Annotated in this window: 23 protein-coding genes; 6 read left to right on the forward strand and 17 right to left on the reverse strand. The window is 67.6% G+C overall.

Going from position 1 to position 23,966, the window contains the following annotated elements; genetic code table 11:
* Positions 1–6 precede the first annotated feature (6 nt).
* The 4 genes from AB0M22_RS37915 to AB0M22_RS37930 form a co-directional block, all read right to left on the reverse strand.
* Complete coding sequence (locus tag AB0M22_RS37915; RefSeq protein WP_364737221.1) at positions 7–177, reverse strand: hypothetical protein; 171 nt, start codon at positions 175–177, stop codon at positions 7–9.
* Positions 178–224: 47 nt separating this feature from the next.
* A complete protein-coding gene (locus AB0M22_RS37920) occupies positions 225–791 on the reverse strand; it encodes a dihydrofolate reductase family protein (protein ID WP_364737223.1) in 567 nt (188 codons plus the stop codon).
* Positions 761–1,135 (reverse strand): MFS transporter, encoded by a 375-nt coding sequence (locus AB0M22_RS37925; RefSeq protein ID WP_364737493.1) that lies wholly within the window; start codon positions 1,133–1,135, stop codon positions 761–763. Before AB0M22_RS37925 ends, AB0M22_RS37920 begins: the two co-directional genes overlap by 31 nt.
* 226 nt (positions 1,136–1,361) lie before the next feature.
* Positions 1,362–1,751: a VOC family protein gene (locus AB0M22_RS37930; RefSeq protein WP_364737225.1), complete on the reverse strand. Its 390-nt coding sequence runs from the start codon at positions 1,749–1,751 to the stop codon at positions 1,362–1,364.
* 253 nt (positions 1,752–2,004) lie between these two features.
* On the opposite strand from AB0M22_RS37930, the gene AB0M22_RS37935 reads away from it, so the two are divergent.
* The gene (locus AB0M22_RS37935) at positions 2,005–2,859 is read left to right on the forward strand and encodes an SGNH/GDSL hydrolase family protein (RefSeq protein ID WP_364737227.1); all 855 of its coding nucleotides are present in this window, start codon (positions 2,005–2,007) and stop codon (positions 2,857–2,859) included.
* Positions 2,860–3,092: 233 nt separating this feature from the next.
* On the opposite strand, the gene AB0M22_RS37940 is transcribed toward AB0M22_RS37935, so the two are convergent.
* The gene (locus AB0M22_RS37940; protein ID WP_364737229.1) at positions 3,093–4,268 is read right to left on the reverse strand and encodes a P1 family peptidase; all 1,176 of its coding nucleotides are present in this window, start codon (positions 4,266–4,268) and stop codon (positions 3,093–3,095) included.
* Positions 4,269–4,272: 4 nt separating this feature from the next.
* Positions 4,273–4,890: a TetR/AcrR family transcriptional regulator gene (locus tag AB0M22_RS37945; RefSeq protein ID WP_364737231.1), complete on the reverse strand. Its 618-nt coding sequence runs from the start codon at positions 4,888–4,890 to the stop codon at positions 4,273–4,275.
* Between the two features lie 116 nt (positions 4,891–5,006).
* On the opposite strand from AB0M22_RS37945, the gene AB0M22_RS37950 reads away from it, so the two are divergent.
* Positions 5,007–6,416 carry an APC family permease gene (locus tag AB0M22_RS37950; RefSeq protein WP_364737233.1) on the forward strand — a complete coding sequence of 470 codons (1,410 nt, stop codon included), beginning with the start codon at positions 5,007–5,009 and terminating at the stop codon, positions 6,414–6,416.
* Here AB0M22_RS37950 and AB0M22_RS37955 read toward each other — a convergent pair.
* The 4 genes from AB0M22_RS37955 to AB0M22_RS37970 all read right to left on the reverse strand — a co-directional run bounded on the left by AB0M22_RS37955 (position 6,404) and on the right by AB0M22_RS37970 (position 11,093).
* Positions 6,404–7,384, reverse strand: a complete 981-nt coding sequence (locus AB0M22_RS37955) for a helix-turn-helix domain-containing protein (protein WP_364737235.1) — start codon at positions 7,382–7,384, stop codon at positions 6,404–6,406. The two genes, AB0M22_RS37950 and AB0M22_RS37955, sit on opposite strands and share 13 nt — an antisense overlap.
* A gap of 108 nt (positions 7,385–7,492) precedes the next feature.
* Positions 7,493–8,998 (reverse strand): sugar ABC transporter ATP-binding protein, encoded by a 1,506-nt coding sequence (locus AB0M22_RS37960; protein WP_364737237.1) that lies wholly within the window; start codon positions 8,996–8,998, stop codon positions 7,493–7,495.
* Positions 8,995–10,065 carry a substrate-binding domain-containing protein gene (locus AB0M22_RS37965; RefSeq protein WP_364737496.1) on the reverse strand — a complete coding sequence of 357 codons (1,071 nt, stop codon included), beginning with the start codon at positions 10,063–10,065 and terminating at the stop codon, positions 8,995–8,997. The genes AB0M22_RS37960 and AB0M22_RS37965 overlap by 4 nt, the downstream gene beginning before the upstream one ends.
* 29 nt (positions 10,066–10,094) lie before the next feature.
* Complete coding sequence (locus tag AB0M22_RS37970; RefSeq protein ID WP_364737239.1) at positions 10,095–11,093, reverse strand: ABC transporter permease; 999 nt, start codon at positions 11,091–11,093, stop codon at positions 10,095–10,097.
* Positions 11,094–11,264: 171 nt separating this feature from the next.
* Here AB0M22_RS37970 and AB0M22_RS37975 point away from each other — a divergent pair, with 171 nt between their 5' ends.
* The 3 genes from AB0M22_RS37975 to AB0M22_RS37985 are packed head-to-tail and all read left to right on the forward strand — an operon-like array spanning position 11,265 to position 13,310.
* Positions 11,265–12,074 carry an SDR family oxidoreductase gene (locus AB0M22_RS37975; RefSeq protein WP_364737241.1) on the forward strand — a complete coding sequence of 270 codons (810 nt, stop codon included), beginning with the start codon at positions 11,265–11,267 and terminating at the stop codon, positions 12,072–12,074.
* A 10-nt stretch (positions 12,075–12,084) separates the two neighbouring features.
* Positions 12,085–12,900 carry a molybdenum cofactor biosynthesis F family protein gene (locus tag AB0M22_RS37980; RefSeq protein ID WP_364737243.1) on the forward strand — a complete coding sequence of 272 codons (816 nt, stop codon included), beginning with the start codon at positions 12,085–12,087 and terminating at the stop codon, positions 12,898–12,900.
* A 14-nt stretch (positions 12,901–12,914) separates the two neighbouring features.
* The gene (locus AB0M22_RS37985; protein WP_364737244.1) at positions 12,915–13,310 is read left to right on the forward strand and encodes a nuclear transport factor 2 family protein; all 396 of its coding nucleotides are present in this window, start codon (positions 12,915–12,917) and stop codon (positions 13,308–13,310) included.
* Here the strand turns inward: AB0M22_RS37985 and AB0M22_RS37990 are convergent.
* Both AB0M22_RS37990 and AB0M22_RS37995 read right to left on the reverse strand, forming a co-directional pair.
* Positions 13,307–14,227 carry a helix-turn-helix domain-containing protein gene (locus tag AB0M22_RS37990; RefSeq protein WP_364737246.1) on the reverse strand — a complete coding sequence of 307 codons (921 nt, stop codon included), beginning with the start codon at positions 14,225–14,227 and terminating at the stop codon, positions 13,307–13,309. The two genes, AB0M22_RS37985 and AB0M22_RS37990, sit on opposite strands and share 4 nt — an antisense overlap.
* Before the next feature lie 100 nt (positions 14,228–14,327).
* Entirely contained in the window at positions 14,328–15,848 is a 1,521-nt protein-coding gene (locus AB0M22_RS37995) for a GMC family oxidoreductase N-terminal domain-containing protein (RefSeq protein WP_364737247.1), read from the reverse strand.
* A 125-nt stretch (positions 15,849–15,973) separates the two neighbouring features.
* Here AB0M22_RS37995 and AB0M22_RS38000 point away from each other — a divergent pair, with 125 nt between their 5' ends.
* Entirely contained in the window at positions 15,974–16,672 is a 699-nt protein-coding gene (locus AB0M22_RS38000) for a GntR family transcriptional regulator (RefSeq protein ID WP_364737248.1), read from the forward strand.
* A 2-nt stretch (positions 16,673–16,674) separates the two neighbouring features.
* Here AB0M22_RS38000 and solA read toward each other — a convergent pair whose 3' ends face one another.
* The 5 genes from solA to AB0M22_RS38025 are packed head-to-tail and all read right to left on the reverse strand — an operon-like array spanning position 16,675 to position 23,963.
* Positions 16,675–17,796, reverse strand: coding sequence for an N-methyl-L-tryptophan oxidase (gene solA, locus AB0M22_RS38005; protein ID WP_364737250.1), 1,122 nt, complete (start codon positions 17,794–17,796; stop codon positions 16,675–16,677).
* Between the two features lie 20 nt (positions 17,797–17,816).
* Positions 17,817–18,950: a tyramine oxidase subunit B gene (locus tag AB0M22_RS38010; RefSeq protein WP_364737252.1), complete on the reverse strand. Its 1,134-nt coding sequence runs from the start codon at positions 18,948–18,950 to the stop codon at positions 17,817–17,819.
* A 9-nt stretch (positions 18,951–18,959) separates the two neighbouring features.
* Positions 18,960–20,600, reverse strand: a complete 1,641-nt coding sequence (locus tag AB0M22_RS38015) for an amidohydrolase (RefSeq protein WP_364737254.1) — start codon at positions 20,598–20,600, stop codon at positions 18,960–18,962.
* Positions 20,593–22,062 carry an APC family permease gene (locus tag AB0M22_RS38020; protein ID WP_364737256.1) on the reverse strand — a complete coding sequence of 490 codons (1,470 nt, stop codon included), beginning with the start codon at positions 22,060–22,062 and terminating at the stop codon, positions 20,593–20,595. The genes AB0M22_RS38015 and AB0M22_RS38020 overlap by 8 nt, the downstream gene beginning before the upstream one ends.
* Positions 22,059–23,963 carry an FAD-binding monooxygenase gene (locus AB0M22_RS38025; protein ID WP_364737258.1) on the reverse strand — a complete coding sequence of 635 codons (1,905 nt, stop codon included), beginning with the start codon at positions 23,961–23,963 and terminating at the stop codon, positions 22,059–22,061. The genes AB0M22_RS38020 and AB0M22_RS38025 overlap by 4 nt, the downstream gene beginning before the upstream one ends.
* Positions 23,964–23,966 lie beyond the last annotated feature (3 nt).

The raw sequence follows: 23,966 nt of genomic DNA on the forward strand, positions 1-23,966 counted from the left end.
ATCGGTCTACGCGGGCATGGTCAGTGCGCCGGGGATGGCGGCGAAGGCCTGACGTATTTCGGCGATCAGGGTCGGCGCAGTTGCTTCGACCGCACGGGTACCGGCCTGGGACCGGTCACCGCGCCAGGCGATGGTGGGATCGACGCGGTCGAAGCCCTGCTCGAACGCCGCCTGCACGGCAAGGCGGTGCTCGAATTCCGTTGAGCCGGAACGAGTAACGCCGCCTACTTCTTGACCTCGTAGCGCAGCAGGGCCAGGCCGTTGTCGAAGGCTGTGGCCTCGGCCAGCTTCAGTTCGCGCGGGTTCTCGAACACGCGGGTGCCCTTGCCGCGGGCGACCGGGCAGACGCGCATCTGGACTTCGTCGACGAGGCCGGCGTCGAACAGGGAGCGCACGAGGGTCAGGCTCCCCCACACCCAGATATCCTTGCCGCTCTGCTGCTTGAGTTCGCGGATGGTGGCGGCCGGGTCGCGGGTGACGGTCGCGGCGGGGAAGTCGCCCCAAGGGGCTTCGTCGAGCGTCGACGACGCGACGAACTTGGTGAGGGCGTTGACCTTCTCGCCGTACTCGCCCTGATCCTTGGCATAGGGCCAGTAGTCCTTGGACTGGGCGTAGGTGTTCGCGCCGATGATCATCGTGTCGACCGAGTCGATGAACTCCATCACGCCGGCCTGATACACCTGGTCGGACTTCTCGGAGAAAGGCTCCGCCGTGACGAAGCTGAGCCCGCCGTCTTCCTCCGCGACGATGTTGTCGACGGTTACCCACTGCTGGACGATGAGCTTGCGCATGGCGGTGATCCTCCTCGGTTGTGCGGCCCGTTTCGGCCGCTGTACCCCTGGGACGGAGCCGTGATCACGTTCTCGACATCCGGCCGAGAATTAATTTTCATGATCCAGCCGACCACGACCGCCGCACCCGCGGACACCACCCCACAGGCCAGCAAGCCGATACGCGGACCCCACTCTTCGGTGACCCAGCCGATAATCGGTGCGCCGATCGGAGTGGTCCCGGTGAACACGATCATGTGCAGCGACATCACCCGCCCCCGCATCGCCGGTTCGGTGGCCAACTGGATCGTCGCGTTACTCGACGTGAGGAAGGTGAGCCCGAGCAGACCCACCGTGGTCAGCATCGCCGCGAACACCCAGTGAGGCGAACATGCTGCCCGTCGAACTCACGCCCCACTCCATCGCCGGCGCAACCCCAATTCCGCCGAGGAGCGCGGTCAACGAATGAGATCCACTGTGGCACAGGGGATCATTCGCAACCTGCCTGCGGGGGTATCGCGACTGCGCAGAGCCTGACTGACGCCACGGACCTGAGTGCCTCGGTCGAGGACCGGAACGTGCTCGGGGGACCTACACCCATTCGGTGAGGCGGATGATGAGGCCGTTCGGGTCGCGCATTTGGAAGTATCGTTCGCCGGAGTTGCCTTCCCATTTCGAGAAGACGGGAGGGGTGACTATTTCTACTTCGGCTTGGCGGAGGCGGGTGTATTCGGTGTCGACGTCGTCTATGACGAGGACGATGATCATTCCCTGGTTGAGGGGGCCGGCTATGGATTCGGGGATGAAGTCGGGGGCGCCGACGCGGAGGAATGCTATGTGCAGGCCCGCTTCGGCCGAAAAGACCACGGCGAGGCCGTCGTCGGAAAGGGTGTCGGTGAAACCGAGATGGGTGATCAGGAAGTCCGCCGAGGCGTCGGGATCGGGGACATTCACCATTATGGCGCCGCCGAGGACGTTCAAACCTACCGCCTACCCTTCTTCGGGACCGCCTGCGGATAAATTTGCCTGGCTGATCGTAACCCGTGTACCCCGTCCAGCTCAGTGTCCCGCACCACTCGAGTCGCCGGATCAGTCGAGGTCAACTGGGGAATTGGGGAATCCGGCGGCGTGGACACCATCGTGCGACATGGGACACCATTGATCCAGTGTCCCAGCCTTGGCCGACCACCCGAGCCACGGCGATTCGCATTGGATCCTGCCCAGGAGAATTTCGATGTATAAGCGACCGCTATTCCTTGCCGCCCTGATAACTCTCGTTGCCGCTCCGGTCGTTTCGGCGGCCCCGGAGTCAACCACGTCCGACTATCCGTCCTACGTTTCGCTCGGCGATTCCTACACGTCCGGGTCGTTCCTGCCCTTCGTCAATGTGCCCTGCGCCAGAGCCGACCGCAACTATCCCCGCCAGGTCGCCGCCGCGATCAAACCCAAGTCCTTCGCCGATGCCAGTTGCGCCGGCGCGACCACAAAGGCAATGACCGACCCGCAAGTGCCCACTGGCAACCCACCACAATTCGACGCACTGAAACCGGACACCGCGTTGGTCACCCTCGGCATCGGCGGCAACGATATTCCGGCCTTCGAGATCGTGTTCAACTGTGGCGTGCGGGATGCGGCGGTACCGCACGGCTCCCCCTGCAAGGACTTCTACACCAGAGGCGGCACCGACACCCTGGCCGAGCAAGTTCGCGACATCGCCCCCAAAGTCGGTGCGGCACTGGACGGTATCCACCGGCGTTCGCCGAAAGCCAAGGTCCTGCTCGTCGGCTACCCGACGATACTGCCCGAAACCGGCCCCGGCTGCTGGCCGATCGTCCCGATCTCCGACGGCGACGTCCCGTTCCTGCGGGACAAGATAAAACTGCTCAACCAAGTCCTCATCGAACAGGCATCCCGGCACGGCGCCACCTACGTGGACACCTACACCAGCAGCATCGGCCACGACATGTGCCAGGCCCCAGGCACGAAATGGCTCGAAGGCCCCATCCCCACGGACTTGGCCGCCCCGCTGCACCCGAACGCGCTCGGCGCGCAGAACCAAGCCCGTCGGGTACTCGCCGCACTCCGCTAACCATCGCCCGAATAGGGCCGCCTGCAACCCGATTCGAGGCACACGAAACGATCACCAGGGAACGACACCCTCGTCGTCGAAGAACCCGCCGCGCGGCCCGTCATCCGGCAGGGTGGCGATCCCGCCCGGCGCAACAACGCAAGCATCGTATTCGTCACTCGAACAACCCCGAACACGTTGGTATCGAACACATTCCGGACGACCTCCCGACCACACCGTAGCGGTGGGTTGACCTACCGAAATCCGTTGGCCAGCAGGGCCTTCAGTTGATCGTGTGGGAGGGCCGGCGAGTAGTGGCCGTCCCGGCCGGTCATCGAGGTGTTCACGATGAGAGCGTTCAGCACGGCCTCCTCGACGGCCTCGACGACCGCGGTGTACATCGGATCCATCCGGTTCCACGGCAGGCGGGCGGCGGTGACGAGGTCGGCGGAGGTGGGCTCACCACGCGGAAAGCCGGTGTCGGAGGGGCGATCTCCCGCGGTGGAGAAGGCGAGGAACAGGTCGCCGGAGAACAGGCTGCCGGTGGTGCCGGTGCGGGCCAGGCCGAACGGGACCCGGCGAGCCATGGCCGTGCACTGCAACGGATCCAGTGGCGCGTCGGTCGCGACGAGGACGATGACCGAGCCGGAACCACCTGGCGCGGCGGGCATTCGGTCAGGTGCGGTGCCCCAGTCGGTGGATTCCATCGGATTGGGCACCTCGAGCTGCTCGCCCACGCGATGTCCGCGGATCGTGAGTTCGTGCCGTGAGCCGAAATTCGCCTGGAGGAACACCCCGACGGTATAGGTCTGCGCCCCGAACTCGACCAGTCGCGACGCGGTGCCGCTGCCACCTTTGAAGGCGTAGCAGTTCATCCCGGTCCCACCGCCGACCGAACCTTCGTCGAGAGGTCCGCTTCGAGCCGAATCCAAGGCGGAGACAACGAGTTCCGGCGTGACGTGCCCGCCGTTGATGTCGTTGAGATACCCGTCCCAGGTTTCGGCACAGACCGGAAGCAACCACTCCCGGGCGAGCACCGGATCGGTCTTGTTGATCCACTGGATGGCCCCGGTATGGCAGGCGCCGATGGCATGGGTGTTGGAGATGGTGACCGGCATCGACAGCTGGCCGACCTCGTCTATCCATGCGGTGCCGGTCATTTCGCCGTTTCCGTTGAGCGAGTAGCGCCCCGCGGCGCACGGCCGCCCGACGCCGGACCGCCCGCGCGGCAGGATCGCCGTCACGCCGGTGCGCACCGGTCCCTCCCCTATCCGCAACGGGCCGTCCCCGGCGATCAGCGTCTGATACCCCACCTCGATTCCGGCGACATCGGTGATGGCGTTCCACGGACCCGGTGTGCCACTGGGCGCAAGGCCGAGTGCCCGCGCCCGCGGACGTCCGTCGGGGGAAAACGATCGATGCTCGGTCATCGGGTCATCCTTCGGGCGTCGTGATGTCGAGGCAGTCCGTGGCCGTCCGCGCATAGGAGCAGATCAGCTCGGCGGCACGAGCTTTCGTGATCGACCGGTTGCGGCTGACGATGTGCAGGCCGTAGGCGTCTTCCAGCGCAACCAGGTTCGCGGCGACATCCAGGACCGGTGCGTCGATGGTGAAGTGCCCCTGCGCGACTCCCACCTCCAGCGCGCTCATATACACCGCCACCTGCTGCTCGAACAGCGCGGTGATCCGGTCGCCGTGCTCGGCGGCGACGCTGCGATAGGCGGCCAGCCGGTACAGCGCGACGACCAGTTCGTCGGCGTCCGAGGCGGGCAGACCCGCCCAGATCAGCGCGCCGATCTTCGCGCGGGCATCGGTGATGGTCGCGACCATGGCCAGCCGCCCGCCGAAGAACCGGTCGCTGGCGTCGCGGTGGACCTCGCGCAACAGGTTGTCGAGATCGTCGAAGTAGTAGTGCACCGTCGCCGGGGACACTCCCGCGACCTCGGCGACCTCCCGGATCTTGAGCTTGCCCACGCCACGGTCGGACACCGCGGTCAGCGCCGCGTCGAGAATCACCCGCCGCGCCCGCTCCTGATCCTTGTGCCGTGCCATCCGCCCCTCCTGTTGCCTCATGTTGATGATGAATTAATCATTCGTAACAACGAAAACCGGATCTTAACCGCCCCTTTAGGTCATTCTTTGACTGTACATCAAAGAAAGGACCGGCCATGGCGACACAGACCACCGGCCAGACTGCCGACGACGACCATCAACATCCCCGCTATCGCCAGCAACTCTCGCGAGCGCTCGGCATGGGGGAAAACATCCTGATCACGCTGTCGTCGGTGACGCCGGCCTCGAGCGTGTTCATCATCATTCCGTCGATCCTGTTGGCGGCGGGCGGTGCGTCGGTCCTGACCCTGGCCATCGCGGCGGTCGCGTCGGTGTTCATCGGCCTCTGCTACGCCGAACTCTCGGCGACCTATCCGATCACCGGCGGCGAATACACCTGGGCCGCCCGGTTACTCGGCCGGCCGATCGGATTCGCCCTGTTCGCCCTGACACTGGTGAACGGCGTGCTGATCATCTCGGTCATCGCCCTCGGCACCGGCGACTATCTCGGCGTCGCGATACCTCAGCTCGGCGGCAAGTGGGTGGGCATCGGCGTGATCGTGGTGACGACCGGGATCGCGATACTCAACATCAAGGCCAACGCCTGGGTGACCGGCGTCTTCCTGTTCATCGAGATCGCGGCGATCGCGGTTCTGGTGTTCCTCGGCTTCACCAATGTCGAACGCGGACCGTCGGAATGGGTGCACGCGATCACGATGACCGACGGCGGCTCGACGCCGGTGGGCGCGGGCGCGCTGGCCGCGCTCATCCCGGTTGCGCTGTTCGGCTACAACGGCTACGGCGCCGCGGTCTACTACGCCGAGGAGACGAAGAACGCGACGCGCACCATCGGCCGGGTGATCATGGTCTGCCTGGCCGCCACCGTCGCCATCGAGATCTTGCCGCTGGCCGCCGTGGTGCTCGGCGCACCGTCGATGACCGACCTGCTGACCAGTCCGGCACCGATGAACTACTTCCTCACCGAACGCGGCGGATCCGCGGTGAACACCCTGGTGAGCGTCGGTATCGCGATCGCCATCGTCAACGCGGTGATCGCCATCATCCTGCAGATATCGCGCCTGCTGTTCGCCTCGGCGCGCGACCGGAGCTGGCCCGACCCGATCGATCGGGCGCTGGCCGGCGTGCACCCGCGCTGGCACACACCGGTGGTCGCCACCGTCGTGGTCGGCGCGCTGGCCGCCGTCGCGGCGACCGTCTTGCCGCTGTCCTGGCTGATCACCGCGACCGGCGCGGGACTGGTCATGGTGTATCTGTTCGTCGCGCTGGCCGCGTTCCGGGTGCGCAGCCGCCCGTCCACCGGCGGCTATCGGATGCCGCTGTGGCCGCTGCCGCCGATCATCGTCGTCGCGGCGATGGCCTATGCGGGCTACAGCGTCATCGACGCCTCCTGGCAGCAAATGGTGGTCGCGGTCGTCGCGATGCTCCTCGGCTGCGCCTACTACCTGCTCTACCTGCGTCCGCGCCCGGAGCGCTGGAAGCTGCCCGATCCCATTCAGGAGTCGTGAGCCGAAGCCGAGACCGGTTGCGCGCGTTGCGCGCACCGGTACTCGTGCGGGCTGATGCCGTAGGCGGCGCGGAAGGTCCGGCTGAAATGCGCGGGGTCGGGGAAACCCCAGCGCGCGGCGATGGCGGCGATCGAGCGGTCGCGGCGCAACGGGTCGCGCAGGTCGCGGCGGCAACGCTCCAGGCGCCGCTCCCGGATCCAGCCCGCGACGGTGGTCGACTGTTCGTGAAAGAGCTTGTGCAGGTAGCGAGTCGAGATGTAATGCGCGGTGGCGATCCGCTGCGGCGAGAGATCGCCGTCGCCGAGATGTCCTTCGATGTACGACATGACCTGCGAGGTCAGTGGGCGGCGCACCGCGGTCCTGGTCGAGGCGAGCAGGTCCAGGCGGCCGGCCAGCACGGTGACGAGCAGGTCGACGATGTTGTCGGCCAGACGGGTCTCGGCCGGGCCGGTCACCTCGTCGAGGTGGCCGGCCAGTTCGCGCAGCAGCATCGACAGCAGCGCGCCCGCGCCGTGGTCGCCGGGGACCCGGCGGGCGGTGACAGCGGCGATCCGATCCTCGGGCAAACACAGCAGCCGTCGCGGCAGCATCAGCACCAACTGCCGGTAGGGACCGTCGAATGCCATGGAGTAGGGGCGGCTCGTGTCGTATATCGCGAAATCACCCTCGGCCAAACGTGTTTCGCGGTCGTCCTGGGTAAGCAGACAGTGTCCGTGCAACTGCACGCCCAGCTTGTAGCACTCCGGATCGGAGCGCGCGATCAACGCCGGTGTCCGATGCACCAGATGCGGGGTAGCCCCTACTTCGGTCACCTGAAGCGCGCCCAGCGCGACGCTGCGTAACCGGCCGTCGAAGGGTTCGGCACCGACGCGTTCCACCTGTAGCGGCACGAAAGTGTGCGAGACGGCGTCGCGGAAGCTGTCGAATCGGTCCACGCGCGAGAACCGCGGCGGAATCGCCACCGGCATGTGCCCTCCTCGATGATGCGGCACTGTCAGGTCACGATCATATACGATTTCGTAGCTGAGATTCTATGCGACAGTGGAACATCTTCGCCCGCACCACGTCCGGTCCGGTCAGGCGGCTCCGGTGTTCATGGCGTGCAGCACCGTGTGCGGATCGATGCGATCACCTTCCAAGGTCACGCACAATCGCCCGCGGTACAGCACCAGCACCCGATCGCAGAGGGCCGCGAGCTCGTCCAGGTCCGTCGAGCACAGCAGCACCACCGTGGTCGCCGCCGCGGCGCGCAGCAGCGCGTGGATCTCGGCCTTGCCGCCGACATCCACGCCTCGGGTTGGGTCGTCGAGCAGCAGTACGGTCGGCTCGGCCGCCAGCCATTTGGCGATGACCACCTTCTGCTGATTCCCGCCGGACAGCAGGCCGCACGCCAGATCGACATCGGAGGTTCGAATGTGCAACCGCGACACCAGTTCTCGTGCGCGGACCCGCAACCTGCCCGGCGTCAGCAGCGCACCGTCGCGCGCCAAGGCCACGGACCGGATCTGGGCCATGTTCTCCCACACCGGCTTGTCGAGCATCAGCCCGATCCGCCGCCGATCGCCCGATACCAACGCGACGCCGGCGGCGATCGCCGCACGAAGACCGGATGGACCGGATCGACCGTCCGGCAGGGTGATCCGGCCCGCGCTCGGCGCGCACAGCCCGGCCACGACTTCGAGAACGGCGCTGTGCCCCGACCCGACCAGTCCGGCGATGCCGACGATTTCCCCTGGCGCGGCACTGAATTCGATCTCGTGCAACCGGTCGGGCACGTCGACGCCCGCCACCCGCAACGCACCGGAGACCGGCTCGGACGCCCGCGCCACCGCGACATCGGCTGCGACGGTTTCCCGCTCGCCGAGCATGGCCGTCACCACCTGGTCCAGGTCCAGCTCGGCCCGCGGCATCGCCGACAGCACCGTCCGCCCGTCGCGCAGCACGGTGATCTCGTCGCACAGCGCCAGGGTCTCCTCCAGGATGTGCGAGACGAACACCACCGCTACCCGCCGTTCCCGCAGTACCCGAACGATATTCAGCAATCGTTGCGTGCCCGCCTCGTCCAGCGCCGAGGTCGGCTCGTCGAGGATCAGCACGCGCGGCTCGGTGATCAGGGCCTTGGCGATCTCCACCAGCTGGCGCTGGGCCAGTGACAACGTCCCCAGCTCACGACGCACATCCACATCGAGCCCGAGCTGGGCCAGCACCGGCTCGGCGCGCGCAACCATGGCCGCCCGGTTCCGGAACGGCCCACGGGTGGGCTCGCGCATCGGATACAGGTTCGCCAGCACATCGAGGTCGGGGAACAGATTCAATTCCTGCGACACCACCGCCACCCCGTTGCGGGCGGCCTGAGCGGTCGAGCTGAACGACACCGGACGCCCGGCGAGCCGCAGGCTGCCGCGATCGGGTGCCACGGCGCCGGATACCACCTTGATCAGGGTGGACTTTCCGGCGCCGTTCTCCCCCAGCAGCGCGTGCACCGACCCTTCGCGGACCGTCAGCTCAGCGTCGTGCAGCGCGGTCACGCCGCCGTAGGCTTTGCCGACGCCGCTGACCTCGAGCATTGGCGCGCTGGTCATTTCGCGTCTGCCAGCGGCCGCAGGTAGCTCCCGGGATCGGCGAGCTGACGGGCCGCCGCGTCCGCGAACCACTGCCGCCTGCTCTGGTCGTTCTGCTGCCGGGCGATGATGTCGTCGATGTTGGCGGCATTGATGATCAACCCGCCCGGGTTCCACCAGCCCTGGGTCAGCGGTTTGCCGGTGCGCGCGTGCTCGGCGAGCAGCCGAATCGCGATGTAGCCCTTGAGCCAATGCTCCGGCGAGGCGAGCGCCGCGACATAGCCGTCCTTCACCCCGATCAACGCTTGCGCGTCGGGATCACAGGACCCGACGAGCATCCGGCGACCGGTGTTCTTCTGGATCAACGACAGCGACACCGCGTCGGACGCGCCCGCACCGAGGTAGGCGACGGCGTCCGGATGTGCCTTCACCGTGTTGTTCCACTTGTTGTAGTTGTCGGTGGGTTCGGAGCCGGTGTCGAACGGACCGAGCACGGTCAACGTCGGACGCTGTTCTTGCAGAACGGCTTTCATGCCGTCCAGCCGCTGACTCAGCAGATCGAGCCCCGGGATGTCGTTGCCGAGGACCACCTCGCCGGTGGTGCCGACCGGGATCTGCTTGATGATCTCGGTGGCGAGGCTGCGGCCGAGTTCGGTGTTGTCGTTGCCGACGTACAGCTCCACCTTCGCGCCGGCCGGCGGCACGGTGTCGACGGTGGCCAGCGGAACTCCCGCGGCGGCGGCCTGCTGGAGCGGGCGCACGAACAGGTCCGGCGTGAGTGTTTCCATCGCGACCCCGTCACGAGCGGTGCGCACCGCGGCCTGGAACTGCGACACCTCCTGTGGACCGTTGATCGACGGCGGCGCGGTCTCGGTCAGATCCACGTCCCCGGCGTCGGCCGCGCCCGCCGCGGCGCCTAAAGCCATCTCCTGGAACGGATTCTGCGAGGTGGTGGCGTAGACGAACGCCATGTGCAGCGTGCCGGTCTTCGGCCCGCCGCCGGTTCCGGTGCTGCTGCTACCGCACGCGACCAAGACCAGCGCGCAGCTCGCGACCGCGCCTTGCAGCCATTTGTTCGATCGATTCATCACGATCCCTTTTCCTTCGAAGATGTTCGCTAGAGCCCGAATTCGGACTGTTTGGCGCGTCGGCGGCTACGTAGCAGGCTGTCGATGGCCACCGCGATCAACACGACGACCCCGCTGGCGAACGCGCTCCAGTTGACCGGGATGTCGAAATACACCAGCCCGCTGGACACCACGCTCAACAACACCGCGCCCGCGACCGCGCCGACCACCGTCGCACTGCCCCCGCGCAGCGGCGTGCCGCCGATCACCGCCGCCGCGATGGCCTGCAACTCGAACCCCGTCCCGACATTGGGGTCGCCCGAGGTGAAGAACGCCAGGCCGAGCACCCCGGCCAGCCCGCACAGCGCGCCGACCCCCATCAGCACCAGCAGCCGCGTACGACCCGTCGAGATACCGGAGAACTTTGCCGCCTCCGGGTTGGAGCCGATGGACCGGACCCGATAGCCGAACGGGGTCAGGCGAAGAATGACGGTGAGCACCGCGGTGACCACGAGCAGCACCCACACGCTGACCGGCAGTCCGAGCCGATCGCCCCCGACCACCGTGAAAAACGAGTTGTCCAAAGGCAATCCGTTGACCTGCTGCCCGTTGCTCCACGCCGCCGCCAGCCCGCGATAGACCTGCATCGTGGCCAAGGTCGCCACGATCGCCGGAATCGCGATGACCTGCACGACGAGCGCGTTGACCAGACCGAGCAACGCGCCGAACACGATCGCGACCCCCGCCGCCAACCACGGATTGACCCCCGACCGCATCAGCACCGCCGCGGTGATCAGCGACAGCGCGAACCCGGCCCCCACCGACAGGTCGATCTCGCGCATGGCCAGCAGGAACGCCATCCCCGCGGCGAGCAGCCCGACGTACACCGAACTCTGCAAGACGTCGCGAATCTGCCCGGCGCTCAGGAAGTCCGGATGCAGCACCCCGATCAGGATCACCAGGGCAATGGTCGCCAGCAGCACACTGTTGGACTCGGTGTGCAGCATCCGCCGCAGCAAAGGGGTGATACCGGTGTCATTGGCGGTCACGATCGCGTTCCTGTCGTCGAATGTGCGAACCAGCTTCCGGCACCCGGCCCGAGATCCCTTGTCCCTGCGTGCACAGTCCTTGTCCGCCAGAACACCCGGCCCGGGCGGCCCTCGAATTCGCCGGTTCGCGCCGGATACCGTCGGCGCCACAACAGCGATGCGGAGATCCGGATGGACATGACGAAACGTTTGGCGGGACAGGTCGCCCTGATCACCGGCGGCGGCACCGGCATCGGCGCGGCCGCGGCCCGGCGGCTGGTCGCCGAGGGCGCGGCGGTGGTGCTGTGTGGCCGGCGGCGGGAACCGCTGGAGGCGGTGGCCGCCGAATTGGGCGACGCCGCCCTGGTCGCGGCCGGCGATGCCGCGAACACCGCGGACGTCGAGCGGATGGTGCACGCCGCCATCGATCGCTACGACCGGCTGGACCTGGTGGTCGCCAACGCGGGCGGGCACGGGCTCGGCACGGTGGGCGACACCGGCGACGCCGACTGGCAGCTCGCCATGCAGACCAACGTGACCACGGCGTTCGTCACCGTGCGCAGCGCGTTGCCGCACCTGCGCGTGCGGGGCGGCTCGGTCGTGGTGGTGTCCTCGCTGGCCGGGCTGTTCGCCGGACCCGCGGTGGCCGGTTACGTCACCGCCAAGCACGCGCTGATCGGGCTGACCAAGTCGCTGGCCCGTGACTACGGCCGCGACGGCGTGCGGGTGAACGCGCTGTGCCCGGGCTGGGTGCGCACCGACATGGCCGACGAACAGATGGATGTGCTTGCCGCCCAACGCGGTATCGATCGCGAAGCCGCCTACCGATTGGTCACCCGCGACACGCCTCTGGGCCGCCCGGTGGAGCCGGCGGAGATCGCGACCATCATCGCCTTCCTGCTGTCCGCCGATTCCGCCGCGATGACCGGTTCGGTGGTGACCGCCGATGCCGGCGCGTCCGCGGTCGACCTGCCCACCATCGCGTTCGCACCCAACGATTGAGGAGACACCGATGGCCGAAGACACCACCGCAGTACAGGATTGGAACTCTCCCGCCGACTGGAAGGAGATGGACGACTTCGCCGCCGGCATCGACGGCAACCGGATACCGCCCACCGATCGACTGAAAGGCCAACGCTGGCAACTGCGCAGGTCCGACGACGTGATCACCGAACTCCGGTTCGACTCCGCCGATCAGGTGCAGTGGACGCGCGGCCCCGATTCCGGCACCGACTGGTATCAGGCGATCGAGGTCTCCCCCGACGTGTTCTTCCTCGACCAGACCTTCGCCGACCGGCCGCACGTCACCGAGGTCACGGTGCTGCACCTGCCGACCGCGCGCACCGTGACGATCGAATCGACCATCGCCGAGCAACCGACCCCGGGCGTCCCGCAGGTGTCGCAGCGGTTCTTCGCCGGCGTCGTCGATCCCGGTGACGGCCGCGTACCGAGCGGCCGAATCCCCGGCCCCACCCGCGATCTCGTGGGTTGGCGCGCCCTCTACCGATACAGCCCCGACCACCTCTACGAGCACGTCTACCTCAGCTCCGAGCGCTACTGCTGGCAGTGCCTGGTCGGCGAACAGCGCGGCCACGGCGACGTGGACCTGACCACCACCTGGAAGCTCGCGGACGACTTCTACGTGTTCACCTTCCGCGAGTTCCTCATCCCGGTCGCCGCGACCTGGCTCTACGATCTCGCCGCGATGCGTTCCACCGGAAAGTTTTTCGGCATCGGCCGCGGCGGCGCGGTGCGCAACGCACCCGGCGGCGCGCACATCACCAGCCTGGGCCGAGTGGAGTATCCCCAAGACGGACAACCGATTTGAAGGAGACAAACGCCATGAACCGCGACCTCGAGGTGATCACGGCCCACTACGCCGCCTCCGACCGGGGCGATCTGCCCGGGATGCTGGCCCCGCTGGCCGCCGACGTGGCCTGGACCGAGATGGCCGGTTTCCCCTACGCGGGCACCTACATCGGCCCGGACGCGGTGCGCGACAACGTCTTCGCCCGCATCGCCGCCGAATGGGACGGCTATACCGCCGCGGTCGACGAGATCGCGGGCGGCGGGGAGGGCATCGTCATCGGAATCGGCAACTACTCGGGCACCTTCCGGGCGACCGGGCACTGGATGACCGCCCGGTTCGTGCATGTGTGGCGGCTGTCGGACGGAACCGTCGTGCGCTTCGAACAATTCACCGACACCGCCGCGGTCCAGGCGGCCATGCGGCCCTAGTCCGCCGGAAAGTTGCCGAGCCCGTGCAGGATTCGGAATTCGCGGGGCGGCACACCGTAGGTCAGTTTGAACAGCCTGCTGAAGTGTGCCGCGTCGACGAAGCCGCGCCGCGCCGCCACCGCGGCGACGGTGAGGTCGTACAACGCGGGATCGGTGAGGTCGGCGCGACAGCATTCCAGCCGTCGCTGCCGGATCCACCCGCACACCGTGGCTCCCTCGGCGCGGAACAGCTTGTGCAGGTAGCCGAGCGACAGATGCGCCGCGGCGGCCGCCATCGCCGGGGAGAGTTCGGGATCGTCGAGGTGGTCTTCGAGGAACGTCTTGACCCGCGGCAGCACTCCGTGAGCGGTCGCCGCCGGATCTTCGCCGGCGTGGGCGGCCAGCACCGTTGTCACCAGATCGATGACGGTATCGGCCAGCCGTAACAGCTCGACCGTGCCGAATTCACCTGTTCTGGTGGTCATCCCGGCCAGCAAGGCCGGTAGCAATGCGGTCGCGGGGTGCCTGCGGGACAGCGCGGTGGCGGTGATCGCGTCGAGTCCGTTCACCGGCAGGCGCAATACGCGACCCGGCAACACCACGACCCGCAGCCGGCAGGCGGTGTCGAAGAGCACCGAGTAGGGCAGCGACATATCCAGTACCGCAACATCATTCGGTGCGAGCCGCACCTGACGGCCGGATTGGCTCAGCAGGCAGTGGCCCCGAAACGGCACCAGCACTTTGTAATACGACTCGGGGCGTACCGTGCCGATGCCGCGGTGGGCGATCGCGGACACCTCCGCGAACACCAACTCCCCCGCGGCGTGCCCGCGGACGCGTCCACGAAAAGTCGCCGGATCATCGACCACCATGTCCAGCGGCGAACTCGCCTCGGCGTGCTCGCCGGAGGTGCCGTCGATGCGGGTCAGGATCGTCATCGCCTCATGCTGCCCGGCCCGCGCCGCCGCCACCCGCGGAATCGGCGTTCGGTGCGGTGCCGGGCAACCCGCTGTTCCCTGTCCGGCAACCGGATTCGCGCTAGAGCGGCGCCATCAGATCCGCGGCCCGTTCGGCGATGACCATGGTGGGCGCATTGGTGTTGCCCGTCGTAATCGTCGGCATCACCGACGCGTCGGCCACCCGCAGGCCCGTCACCGCGCGCACCCGCAGCGCGGGATCCACCACCGCCTCCGGACCCACGCCCAGCGCGCAGGTCCCGCTCACGTGGTGGTAGCTGAGCACCGTGCGCCGGATGTAGTCGCGCAGGTCGGTCCCGGCCCGCACCTTCGGCCCGGGATATTGCTCGACCGCGCCCCACTCGCGCAGCGCGGGCGCCTCGCCGATCTTCCGGCACAGCGTCACCGCGTCGGCCAGCCGATACAGGTCCGCGGGCGCGGCAAGCACTTTCGGGTCGATCAGGGTCGGCCCCTCGGCACCGGCGACGGTCAGTGACCCGACACTGTCCGGCCGAATCAATCCGGCCATGAGCGAGAACCCGTTGCCCGGCCCCGTCATCCACGGCTCGTACAGCGGGACACTGAAATGCAGCGGCTGCACATCGGGCACGGCCAATCCCGGCTCGCTGCGCCAGAACAGCTGGGTCTGCGCGTGCGGCAGCCCCGGCGTGTGCACGATCTCCCGCTCAGCGCTGAAAATCACCGGCACCAGCCAGTGGTCACGCAGGTTCCGGCCGACACCGGGAAGATCGACGATCGGCTCGATGCCGACGGCCCGCAACTCCGCGGCCGGCCCGATGCCCGAACGCAGCAGCAACGCGGCCGAATCGATCGCGCCAGCGGTCAGCACCACCTCGGTCTGTGCCGACGCCCGGAACGGCCGGCCGTCGATGCTGCCGGTCACGCCGACGACCCGTCCGTGCCGCAGCACGACCCGATGCACCCGTGCACCGGTCCGCACGGTCAGCCGCGAATTATCTAGCGCCGGTTTGAGATAGGCGTCGGCGGTGGTTCTGCGCCGCCCGTCGTGCAGGGTGAACTGCGCCCGCCCCGCGCCGTCCTGCACCCCGCTGTTGTAGTCCGGATTGGCGGGCACCCCGGCCTGCTCGGCCGCCGCCAGGATGGCCTCCTGGATCGGATCGACCGCGTAATCGCTGAGCACATCCAGCATGCCACCGGTCCCTTTGACGCCCGAGTCGTCGCGGTCATAACGCTCGATCCGCCGGAACAACGGCTCGATCTCCCGCCACGACCAACCGGGATCGCCACACTCGGCCCAGGAGTCGTAGTCGGCCGGGTTGCCCCGCACGTAGATGGTCGCGTTGAGCGCGTGCGAACCGCCGAGCACCCGCCCGCGCGGCATATGCAGGCGACGCCCGGCGGCATGCGGCTGGGCGACGCTGAAGTAGTCCCAGTCCTCGGCCGTGTGCCACAGCTCGTGCATCCGCAACGGGTCGTGGATGGCCGGATTGGTATCGGCCTGGCCCGCCTCGAGGACCAGCACGGTGGCCTCGGTCCGGTCCAGCAGCCGGCGGGCCAGCACCGAACCGGCGGTGCCCGCGCCGACGACGATGTAGTCGGCGTGCAAGTCGTAATCCGTCACCCGATGGATCGTCGCCGCCTGACCGCCCCCGGCGCAGGCCCGGCCGTGACAGTGTGCGCGTGAAGTCAACGGATGGACACCGGGTGCGCGATGGGGCGCGGCGAAACGGCCGCAGAATCATGGGCATGGATGGCACTGTGCCGCAACGCTCGCCCTCGACCGGCCCGGACGGGACCGGTTCCAAACACGAGGCCGCCTACGAGCTCATCCGGTCCCGGATCGTCGCGGGCGAGTACGGGCCGGGGTATCGCCTCGTGCTCGAGCAGCTGGCCCGGGAGTTCGGCGTCAGCGCGGTGCCGGTGCGGGAGGCCGTGCGCCGGTTGGAGGCCGAGGGATACGTCGAGTTCATCCGCAATGTCGGCGCTCGGGTGGCGCATCTGGAAACCGGTGAATACCAGCAGGCCATGCAGACCTTGGCGGTGCTGGAAGGGTACGCGACGGCCGCGGCGGCGACGCGGATGCGCAAGACCGACATCACCCGCGCCCGCACGCTGAACCGGCAGATGTCGCAGGCGCTGACCGCCTTCGACCCGGCCGCGTTCACCGAGCTCAACCATCGCTTCCACGACGTGATCCTGCAACGCTGCCCCAATTCGCACATCCGCTCCCTGGCCGGGGCCGAGTGGGCCCGGCTGGACCTGGTGCGCCGCACCTCGTTCGCGTTCGTGCCCGGCCGCGCGCAGGGCTCGATCGCCGAACACGAGCAGCTGATCGACCTCATCGAGACCGGCGCCGACGTACGCGAGATCGAATTCGCCGCGCGGGACCACAAACTCGGCACCCTGCGCGCCATCGCCGAGCGCACCCGTCGCGCGAAGTCCTGAACTCACCGCGGGTGCGCGGACAGCGCGAAACCGGGGTCCCAGAGCTCGTTTCGGGTTCCGGTGAGCAGATCGGCGGCGATCTCGCCGAACACCGGCGCGAATTTGAAGCCGCGCCCGGAGAACGCGGTGAGCAGCAGCATTCCGGTGTCCTCGTCGAGATCGACGAGGGGCAGGTCGCCGGGCGCGAAGATGTCGTGGTGCATCGAGTAGCGGACCGGTTCGGGGTTCAGATCCGGGATGAAATCCGCTGCCCAGCTGCTGATTCGGCGCAGATCGGCGCGACTGAAGGCGGGCACGTCGTCGGGTCCGGAGATGGCGGCCCACAGCGGCTCCGTCGCCACCTTCACGCTGTAGGAATCGTGGCTGGGTGTGCCGTAGAGGTGCACGCCGTCCTCGTCGCGGATGAACGCCGGAAAGCGTTCCGCGGTGAACAATTCGGGATGATGCGGCATGAACCAGGTGAGCGAGAGCGGCAGGATCTGGAGGAATCCCTTGAGGTCCGGGCGGAGCCGGAGGGTCCACGATCCGGTGGCCACCACGACTTTGGCGCACGTTACCCGGACATCGGGCGTCACGATCTCCAGTCGGCCGCCGCATTCGTCGAAGTCGGTGACCTCGGCGTTGGTAATGATCCGCGCGCCATGGGATCTGGCCGCTTCGACGGCGGCCAGGACGCTCGCTTCGGGGTACAGGCTGCCCGCGTGGTGATCGAATACGGCGACGGTGTCGTCGTCCACGCGATGTTGCGGATAGCGCGCACGCAAGGCAGCCGCGTCGAGCACCTCGTGCGGCAACTCGAATTCCTCCGCCGAGGCAATGGATTTGGCGATGCCGCCCGACCCCGCCGCACCGATCTGTAACGCGCCGCATTCGTCGTAGAGGTGTCTGCCGCTCTCCCGCTCCAGTTCCTGCCACAACTCGCGCGCCCGCCGCAGCCGCGGCACGTACCGCGGCCCCTCGTGCACGGCGGAGCGGAACAGGCGAGAGTCGCCGGCGTACGACCCGCGGGCGTGACCGACACCGAACTGTTCGATGCCGATCACGTCGAGTCCGCGTTTCGCCAACTGCCACAACGCCATCGAACCCGCGCTGCCCAAGCCGATGACGACCACATCCGCGTCCATTGTTCGAGCCCTTTCCGTCGTCATGCCAGTGCGGGCGAATGCCACAGGTTCAGGGTGGTGCCGATGCCTCGCTGGACGGCGTTTCGGTACACCACGGTCCCCCAGGCGACGTCCTCGACGGGCATGCCGCCGACCGAGAAGAGCACGATCTCGTCGTCGCCGCGGCGACCGGTCTGCGCCCCGGCGGCGATCGCGCCCAGGTCCACCAGATCGTCCTCGCGCATCACCCCGGCCTGGATCATGTCCATGAACTTGCAGCCGAGGATCGGGATCCGGTTGTGCACCGGGTGGCCGACCTCCTCGGCCCACGCCTCGTAGAGGCGGACGTTGTCGACGACCTTGCGGACGTCCGGTCCCTGCATGGATTCGTCGATATCGCACATGGCGGGCATGCTCAGAAACGCGCCCGGCCGCACCCAATCCCGCACGACAGTCGGATAATTCGCCGGATCACCGGGCACGCCGGTGGTGCAGTAGGTGACGATGTCACTGTCGCGCACCGCGTCCTCGATCGTGTCCACGATGATCGTTTCGAGCTGCGGATACTCCTCGGCGACCCATTTGCCGAAGGCGTCGATACTGCCTTGACCGCGGCCCTTGATCTTGACGGTATCGAGGTTCGGACAGGCCGCCACGAACGCGGCGAGCGAGGTTCGCGCCATCACGCCGGGACCGACGATGCCGACCACGCGCGAGTCCGGACGAGCCAACAGGCGAGCGCCGACCCCCGGCACCGCGCCAGTTCGATAGGCGGACAACAGATTCGCCGACATGAGCGCGAGCGGCGCACCGGTATCGGTATCGCTGAGCAGGAACATGAGAATCGACCGCGGTAATCCCTTGTCGCGGTTGGCGATATTCGATCCGTACCACTTCATCCCGCTGGTGCCGAAGCTGCCGCCGAGGTAGGCGGGCATCGCCATGAACCGCCGCTCCGCGGTATTGGCGGGCATATTCGGGAACGGCGAGGCGTCCGGAAAGGTGATCATCGCCCCGTGCGAATCGCTGTTCGGACCCGCCATACGGTAATCGCCCCGGTGCAGCAGCACGAAGGTCTCCTGCATGGCGTCCACGCAGGCGGGCATGTCGGTGACTCCGGCGGCGATCATGTCGGGTTCGGAGAGATAGAGAAAGTCGATCGAGGGCGTATCCATGCTGCTTCCTTACGGCACCGAGGGATGGACCGGACGTCCGGCGAACCAGGTTTGTACGGACTTGGTGTCGATCAGTTCGGCCGGGTCGATGCCGAACGGATCACGGTCCAGGACAGTGAAATCGGCGGACTTGCCCGGCATCAGCGAACCGGCGACCGCGCCGAGACCGGTCGCGCGCGCGACGCCGATCGTGTACGCACGCATCGCCTCGGCCACGGTCAGCGCCTGCTCCGGCCCCAGCGTTCCCGGGAACGCCCCCGTGGGGTCGGCCCGAGTCACCAAGCCCTGGATGCCGATCCACGGATTCGGGCTCGGCGTGACCGGCCAGTCCGAACCGCCGGCCAGCAGCACGCCCGAGTCGAGCAGAGTCCGGTTGGGACACATACGAATTGCTCGGTCACGCGGGATACACTGGCAATGTGCCTCGAAGATGACACCCGGAAACCACAGCGGCGGAGACAGATCCGCGACGACGTTCAACTCGGCGACGCGGGGCAGATCCGCCTCGTCGATGTACTCGCCGTGCGCGAGTTGCACGATCGTGTTGGCGTAACCGGCGGCGCGGACCTTGGCGACAGCGTCGAGAAGCATTCGGACAGAGCCGTCTCCGGTGCAGTGCACCTTCGCACCCAACCCCCGCCGGGCCACCTCGACCAGCCAATCGGTGAGTTCGGCGGGAGTCATCGCGCTCTCCCCCACCCAGGCGTCCCCGTGCTGGGCGTCCGGCAGGTACGGCTCGAGGAACAACGCGGTGCGCGAGGTGGGCACGCCATCGAGGAAGATCTTGACGAAGTCGGGCCGGTGGTGGGTGGTCCGATACTGCCCGGCCGCGTCCAGCAGCGGGACGCCGATCGGATCGGTGCCGAAGATGCGGTCGTTGATCTGCGCCGAGGTCACCACCCAGGCGTTCAGGTCGCCGCGCCGGTCGAGTTCGGCGAGCGCGCGCAGCATCGGCAACGACGCTGCCGCGTCCTGAAAGTGCGTGATACCGAAGCCGTGCAACAGTTCGACGGCCCTGCGGCACCCGGCGGCATCGAGGGCGGTGCTGTCGCCCAGCGACGACGCGTAGGCTCGTTCCACCGGAATGAGCGCCGATTCGATGAGCAGCCCGACCGGAGCACCGGTCTCCCGGTCGCGCACGATCTCGCCGTCGGCCGGGTTCGGGGAGGACGCGCTGATGCCCGCGAGTTCCATGGCGCGCGAGCTGACCCACCGATTGTGGCAACTGTCGTCCCGCAGCAGCACCGGCCGTCCCCCAGCGGCCTGGTCGAGCCTGCGCAGGACAGCTGAACTCGAAACAGCCTGGGCGAGCGTACTTCCCCACCCACCGCCGACGACCCACGCATCGTGCTCGAGCCGGCCGGCCCACTCCTCGACGGCGGTGAGCACCGCGTCGAGCGAGGCGGTGGCGTCCAACGCCAGCTCGAACAAGTCGGCGCGGCCGGCCACGAGATGGTGCGTGTGGACATCACCCAGACCAGGCATGACGAACGCGCCGCCGTGATCGACCACGGTCTCGCGTCCGGTCAGGTCGCCGGGCGCGGGATCCAGTGCGACGACGAGCCCGTCTCGGACCAGGAACGACGACGCGTGCGGTACCGCCTCGTCGGCCGTCCACACCGCCGCATTCGTGTGCACCGTGTCAGACATAGTGACGTCCCATCTCCGCGTACCGCTGCGGCGAACGCGCTCGAAGTACCAGCGCCGCAACAACTCCGGCAACCGCGACGACCAGAAGCAATCCCGGCAGCAGCCAGACGAGAACACCACCGGCACTGATGAGCAGATCGAAGTTCCCGATCGCATATCCGAGGATGGCGACCAGGGCCGCGCCGGCCACCATCGGCGCGATCAGCGTTCGGACGAGGTTCGCGTCCAGGTCACGATTCCGATGAAAGAACGCGACGACGGCGAACGAGCACGCGGCCATCAGCGCGATGACGCCCAGCGTGCCCAGGTTGGTCAGCCAGGTGAACAGTGCCCGCACGGGGTCCTGCCCGGTCACCGCGAACACCCCGACCACCACCAGCGCCAGCACCGACTGCGCGACCGAACCGACATGCGGGCTGCGGTGCACAACATGGGTCCGGCCCGCACGAGCAGGCAGCAGACCCTCCCGCCCGAGTGCGTAGCTGTACCGGGCCACCGCGTTGTGGAACGCGAGCACGGCCGCGAAGACGCTGGTGCAGAACAAGAACCGCATGATCGTCGAATACCAAGGCCCGATATAGGAATTCGAGAGTTCGAACAGGAACGTCGTTGGATCGGCGAGCTTTTCGATGAAGCCCTGGGTGTTGTCGACGCCGGCGCCGTTGATCATCAGGAAGGTGACGGCCGTGTAGACGACACCGATGGTGAGCACGGACAGGAACGTCGCCCGCGGCACCGTCCGCTTCGGGTCCGCGGCCTCCTCGCTGTAGATCGCGGTGGCCTCGAATCCGACGAACGACGCGAAGCAGAACAGCAGCGCGATCGGGAGCGAGCCGCTGGTCAGCGCGCTCGGCGTCAGCGGGGTGGCGCTCATCGAGGTGGTGCCGAAGTCGCCGCCGCGCACCGCGATCACCACCGCGAGCACCAGCACCACGAGGAACTCGGCGGCCACCAAGACCGACAACATCTTCACCGACAGATCGATCTGCCGGTAGCCGAGCACCGCGACGAAGGCGATGCCGATCAATACGTAGACCCACCAGTCGATGTCGATGCCGAACTCGTCGGCGAAGAACCCGCCGGTCGCCGCGCCGAACAGTCCCCAGAGACCGATCTGCATGGCGTTGTAGCTCAACAGGGCGAGATACGCTGCGGCACCGCCGAATTGCTGACGGAGACCACGGGTGATGTAGGAGTAGAACGCGCCGGTGCTCGTGTGGTGACGTGCCATCGCCGTATAACCGACGGCGAACACCAGCAGCGTGCCGACGGTCAGGATGTAGGCGCCCGGCACGCCCGCACCGTTGCCCAGCAGCATCGCCACCGGCGCACCGCCCGCCATGGCGGTGAGCGGCGCGGCCGCGGAGATCACGAAGAACGTCACCCCGAACACGCCGAGCGAACCCCGGCGCAGCTGGTGATCGTGGACGACCGGCTCGTTCGCCGGACGGTCGAGGGTCATGAGAACTCCAGCGGTGGCAGCAGGATCTGATCGAAGAAGTGGGCTAGTTCCGTGGTCGCGGTGAGCGGAAACACCGCGGCCACATACTGATCCGGGCGCACGACAACCACCGCGCCGCGGCGATCGATGCCCCGTTCGGCGAAGATGTCGACCTGCGGGTCGGTCGCGTAGACCTTCTCGTAGTCGACGACGTGGAACGGCCCGACCGTCGGCAGGAAGATCGTCGGCACCGTGCCGATGTCCACGCCGGTGTGATCCTGTCGGTAGATGACCTTCACGTCGAAGACGGTGTCCCGGTCGGCGTTCTTCGGCGTGTACGCGACGAGCGGAGATTCGGCTGACGTGGCGAGCCAGCTCGCCCACCGGTCGAGCACCGAGACATCGGATCCGACCACTGCCGGGTCGGCGGCGAAAGCGTATATCCGCCAACGACCGTCGGCTCGGTGGTGATGCCCGAGATGGACCGGATTCGCATCGGCGACCCGGACAACCGGCGCCGACTTGAAGCGCTTCCCGATCGGAAAGCCGCTCGCGAGAGTCTGATGCGTCGGTGCGCCGACGATCATCGACGGCTGGTAGGTGGTCATGAATCCGGCCGGGAATTCCGCGGTTTTGACGTAGAAGTCCTCCAGCGCCGAGGGCGATTCGAACTCTTCCGGGCGCTTGGCCATCATGCTCGACCATTCCCGGTCGAAGTCGATGAGATTCTGCGCAATCACTTGTCGCTCTGCCGAATACGTCGCCAGCAAGGTTTCCGGGCTCCGGCCGCTGAGCACGTGACCGAGTTTCCAGCCGAGGTTGAATCCGTCCTGCATCGAGACATTCATGCCCTGCCCGGCCTTCGCGCTGTGCGTGTGGCACGCGTCGCCGGCGATGAACACCCGCGGCGTCCGGGTGCCCGCCTCGTCCAGCGGTACGTCGTCGAAGCGGTCGGTCACGCGGTGGCCGACCTCATACACGCTGTGCCAGGCGACATCTCGGACGTCGAGGGTGTACGGATGCAGGATCTCGTTGGCCTGCTCGATGATCGCCTCGATGCTGGTCTCGCGCACCCTGCCGTTGTCGTCCTCGGCGACCTCACCGAGATCGACATACATGCGGAACAAGTAGCCGCCCTCCCGCGGAATGTGCAGGATGCTCCCGCCGGTCCCGGACTGGATGGCGCACTTGGTGCGGATATCGGGAAAGTCCGTGACGGCCAGCGCGTCCATCACTCCCCAGGCGTGGAACGCTTTGTCCCCCTGCGGAGCACAGCCGATGGCGTCACGCACGCGACTGTGCGCCCCGTCCGCGCCGACCACATACTTCGCGCCCACCGTGCGCGACTGTCCCGCGCGGTCACCCGCGGTGTGCACCAAGCTCACGCGCACCGGATACTCACCGTCGGTGATCTCCAGGTCGCGGAACCGGTATCCGTAGTCGGGCCGCATCCGCGTCGGCGCGTTGGCCATCGCCTCGGCGAAGTAGTCGAGCACTCGCGCCTGGTTGACCAGCAGATGCGGGAACTCGCTGATGCCGGTCGGATCGTCGCGGGTCCGCGCCGCCCGGACGATCTTCGACGGATCATTGGGATCCGGCTTCCAGAAGGCCATTTCGGTGATGCGGAACGCCTCGGCGACGATGCGCTCGGCGAAACCGAATGCCTGGAACGTCTCGACACTGCGCGCCTGGATGCCGTCGGCCTGCCCGATGGCCAGGCGGGCCGGGCGCTGCTCGATGATCCGGGTCTCGACCGTCGGGAACTGGGCCAGCTGAGCGGCCGTGATCATGCCCGCCGGGCCGGTGCCGACGATGAGCACGTCGACCGCGTCGGGGATGTCGTCCGGCCGGTCGAGGCCGACACCGGCGGCCGGTTGCACACGCGGATCGGTGGACACGTAGCCGTGATGATGGAACTGCACTGT

Source organism: Nocardia sp. NPDC051756, assembly GCF_040681495.1.
Taxonomy (GTDB): domain Bacteria; phylum Actinomycetota; class Actinomycetes; order Mycobacteriales; family Mycobacteriaceae; genus Nocardia.

Coding starts and splice junctions, on each gene's coding strand:
- AB0M22_RS37920 (WP_364737223.1), bottom strand. CDS start 791: ATGCGCAAGCTCATCGTCCAGCAGTGGGTAACCGTCGACAACATCGTC.
- solA (WP_364737250.1), bottom strand. CDS start 17,796: ATGGACGCGGATGTGGTCGTCATCGGCTTGGGCAGCGCGGGTTCGATG.
- AB0M22_RS37980 (WP_364737243.1), top strand. CDS start 12,085: ATGGCCGAAGACACCACCGCAGTACAGGATTGGAACTCTCCCGCCGAC.
- AB0M22_RS38000 (WP_364737248.1), top strand. CDS start 15,974: ATGGATGGCACTGTGCCGCAACGCTCGCCCTCGACCGGCCCGGACGGG.
- AB0M22_RS37945 (WP_364737231.1), bottom strand. CDS start 4,890: ATGGCACGGCACAAGGATCAGGAGCGGGCGCGGCGGGTGATTCTCGAC.
- AB0M22_RS37950 (WP_364737233.1), top strand. CDS start 5,007: ATGGCGACACAGACCACCGGCCAGACTGCCGACGACGACCATCAACAT.
- AB0M22_RS37925 (WP_364737493.1), bottom strand. CDS start 1,135: ATGCTGACCACGGTGGGTCTGCTCGGGCTCACCTTCCTCACGTCGAGT.
- AB0M22_RS37935 (WP_364737227.1), top strand. CDS start 2,005: ATGTATAAGCGACCGCTATTCCTTGCCGCCCTGATAACTCTCGTTGCC.
- AB0M22_RS37955 (WP_364737235.1), bottom strand. CDS start 7,384: ATGCCGGTGGCGATTCCGCCGCGGTTCTCGCGCGTGGACCGATTCGAC.
- AB0M22_RS38015 (WP_364737254.1), bottom strand. CDS start 20,600: ATGTCTGACACGGTGCACACGAATGCGGCGGTGTGGACGGCCGACGAG.
- AB0M22_RS37940 (WP_364737229.1), bottom strand. CDS start 4,268: ATGACCGAGCATCGATCGTTTTCCCCCGACGGACGTCCGCGGGCGCGG.
- AB0M22_RS38020 (WP_364737256.1), bottom strand. CDS start 22,062: ATGACCCTCGACCGTCCGGCGAACGAGCCGGTCGTCCACGATCACCAG.
- AB0M22_RS37985 (WP_364737244.1), top strand. CDS start 12,915: ATGAACCGCGACCTCGAGGTGATCACGGCCCACTACGCCGCCTCCGAC.
- AB0M22_RS37975 (WP_364737241.1), top strand. CDS start 11,265: ATGGACATGACGAAACGTTTGGCGGGACAGGTCGCCCTGATCACCGGC.
- AB0M22_RS37960 (WP_364737237.1), bottom strand. CDS start 8,998: ATGACCAGCGCGCCAATGCTCGAGGTCAGCGGCGTCGGCAAAGCCTAC.
- AB0M22_RS37965 (WP_364737496.1), bottom strand. CDS start 10,065: ATGAATCGATCGAACAAATGGCTGCAAGGCGCGGTCGCGAGCTGCGCG.
- AB0M22_RS38010 (WP_364737252.1), bottom strand. CDS start 18,950: ATGGATACGCCCTCGATCGACTTTCTCTATCTCTCCGAACCCGACATG.
- AB0M22_RS37990 (WP_364737246.1), bottom strand. CDS start 14,227: ATGACGATCCTGACCCGCATCGACGGCACCTCCGGCGAGCACGCCGAG.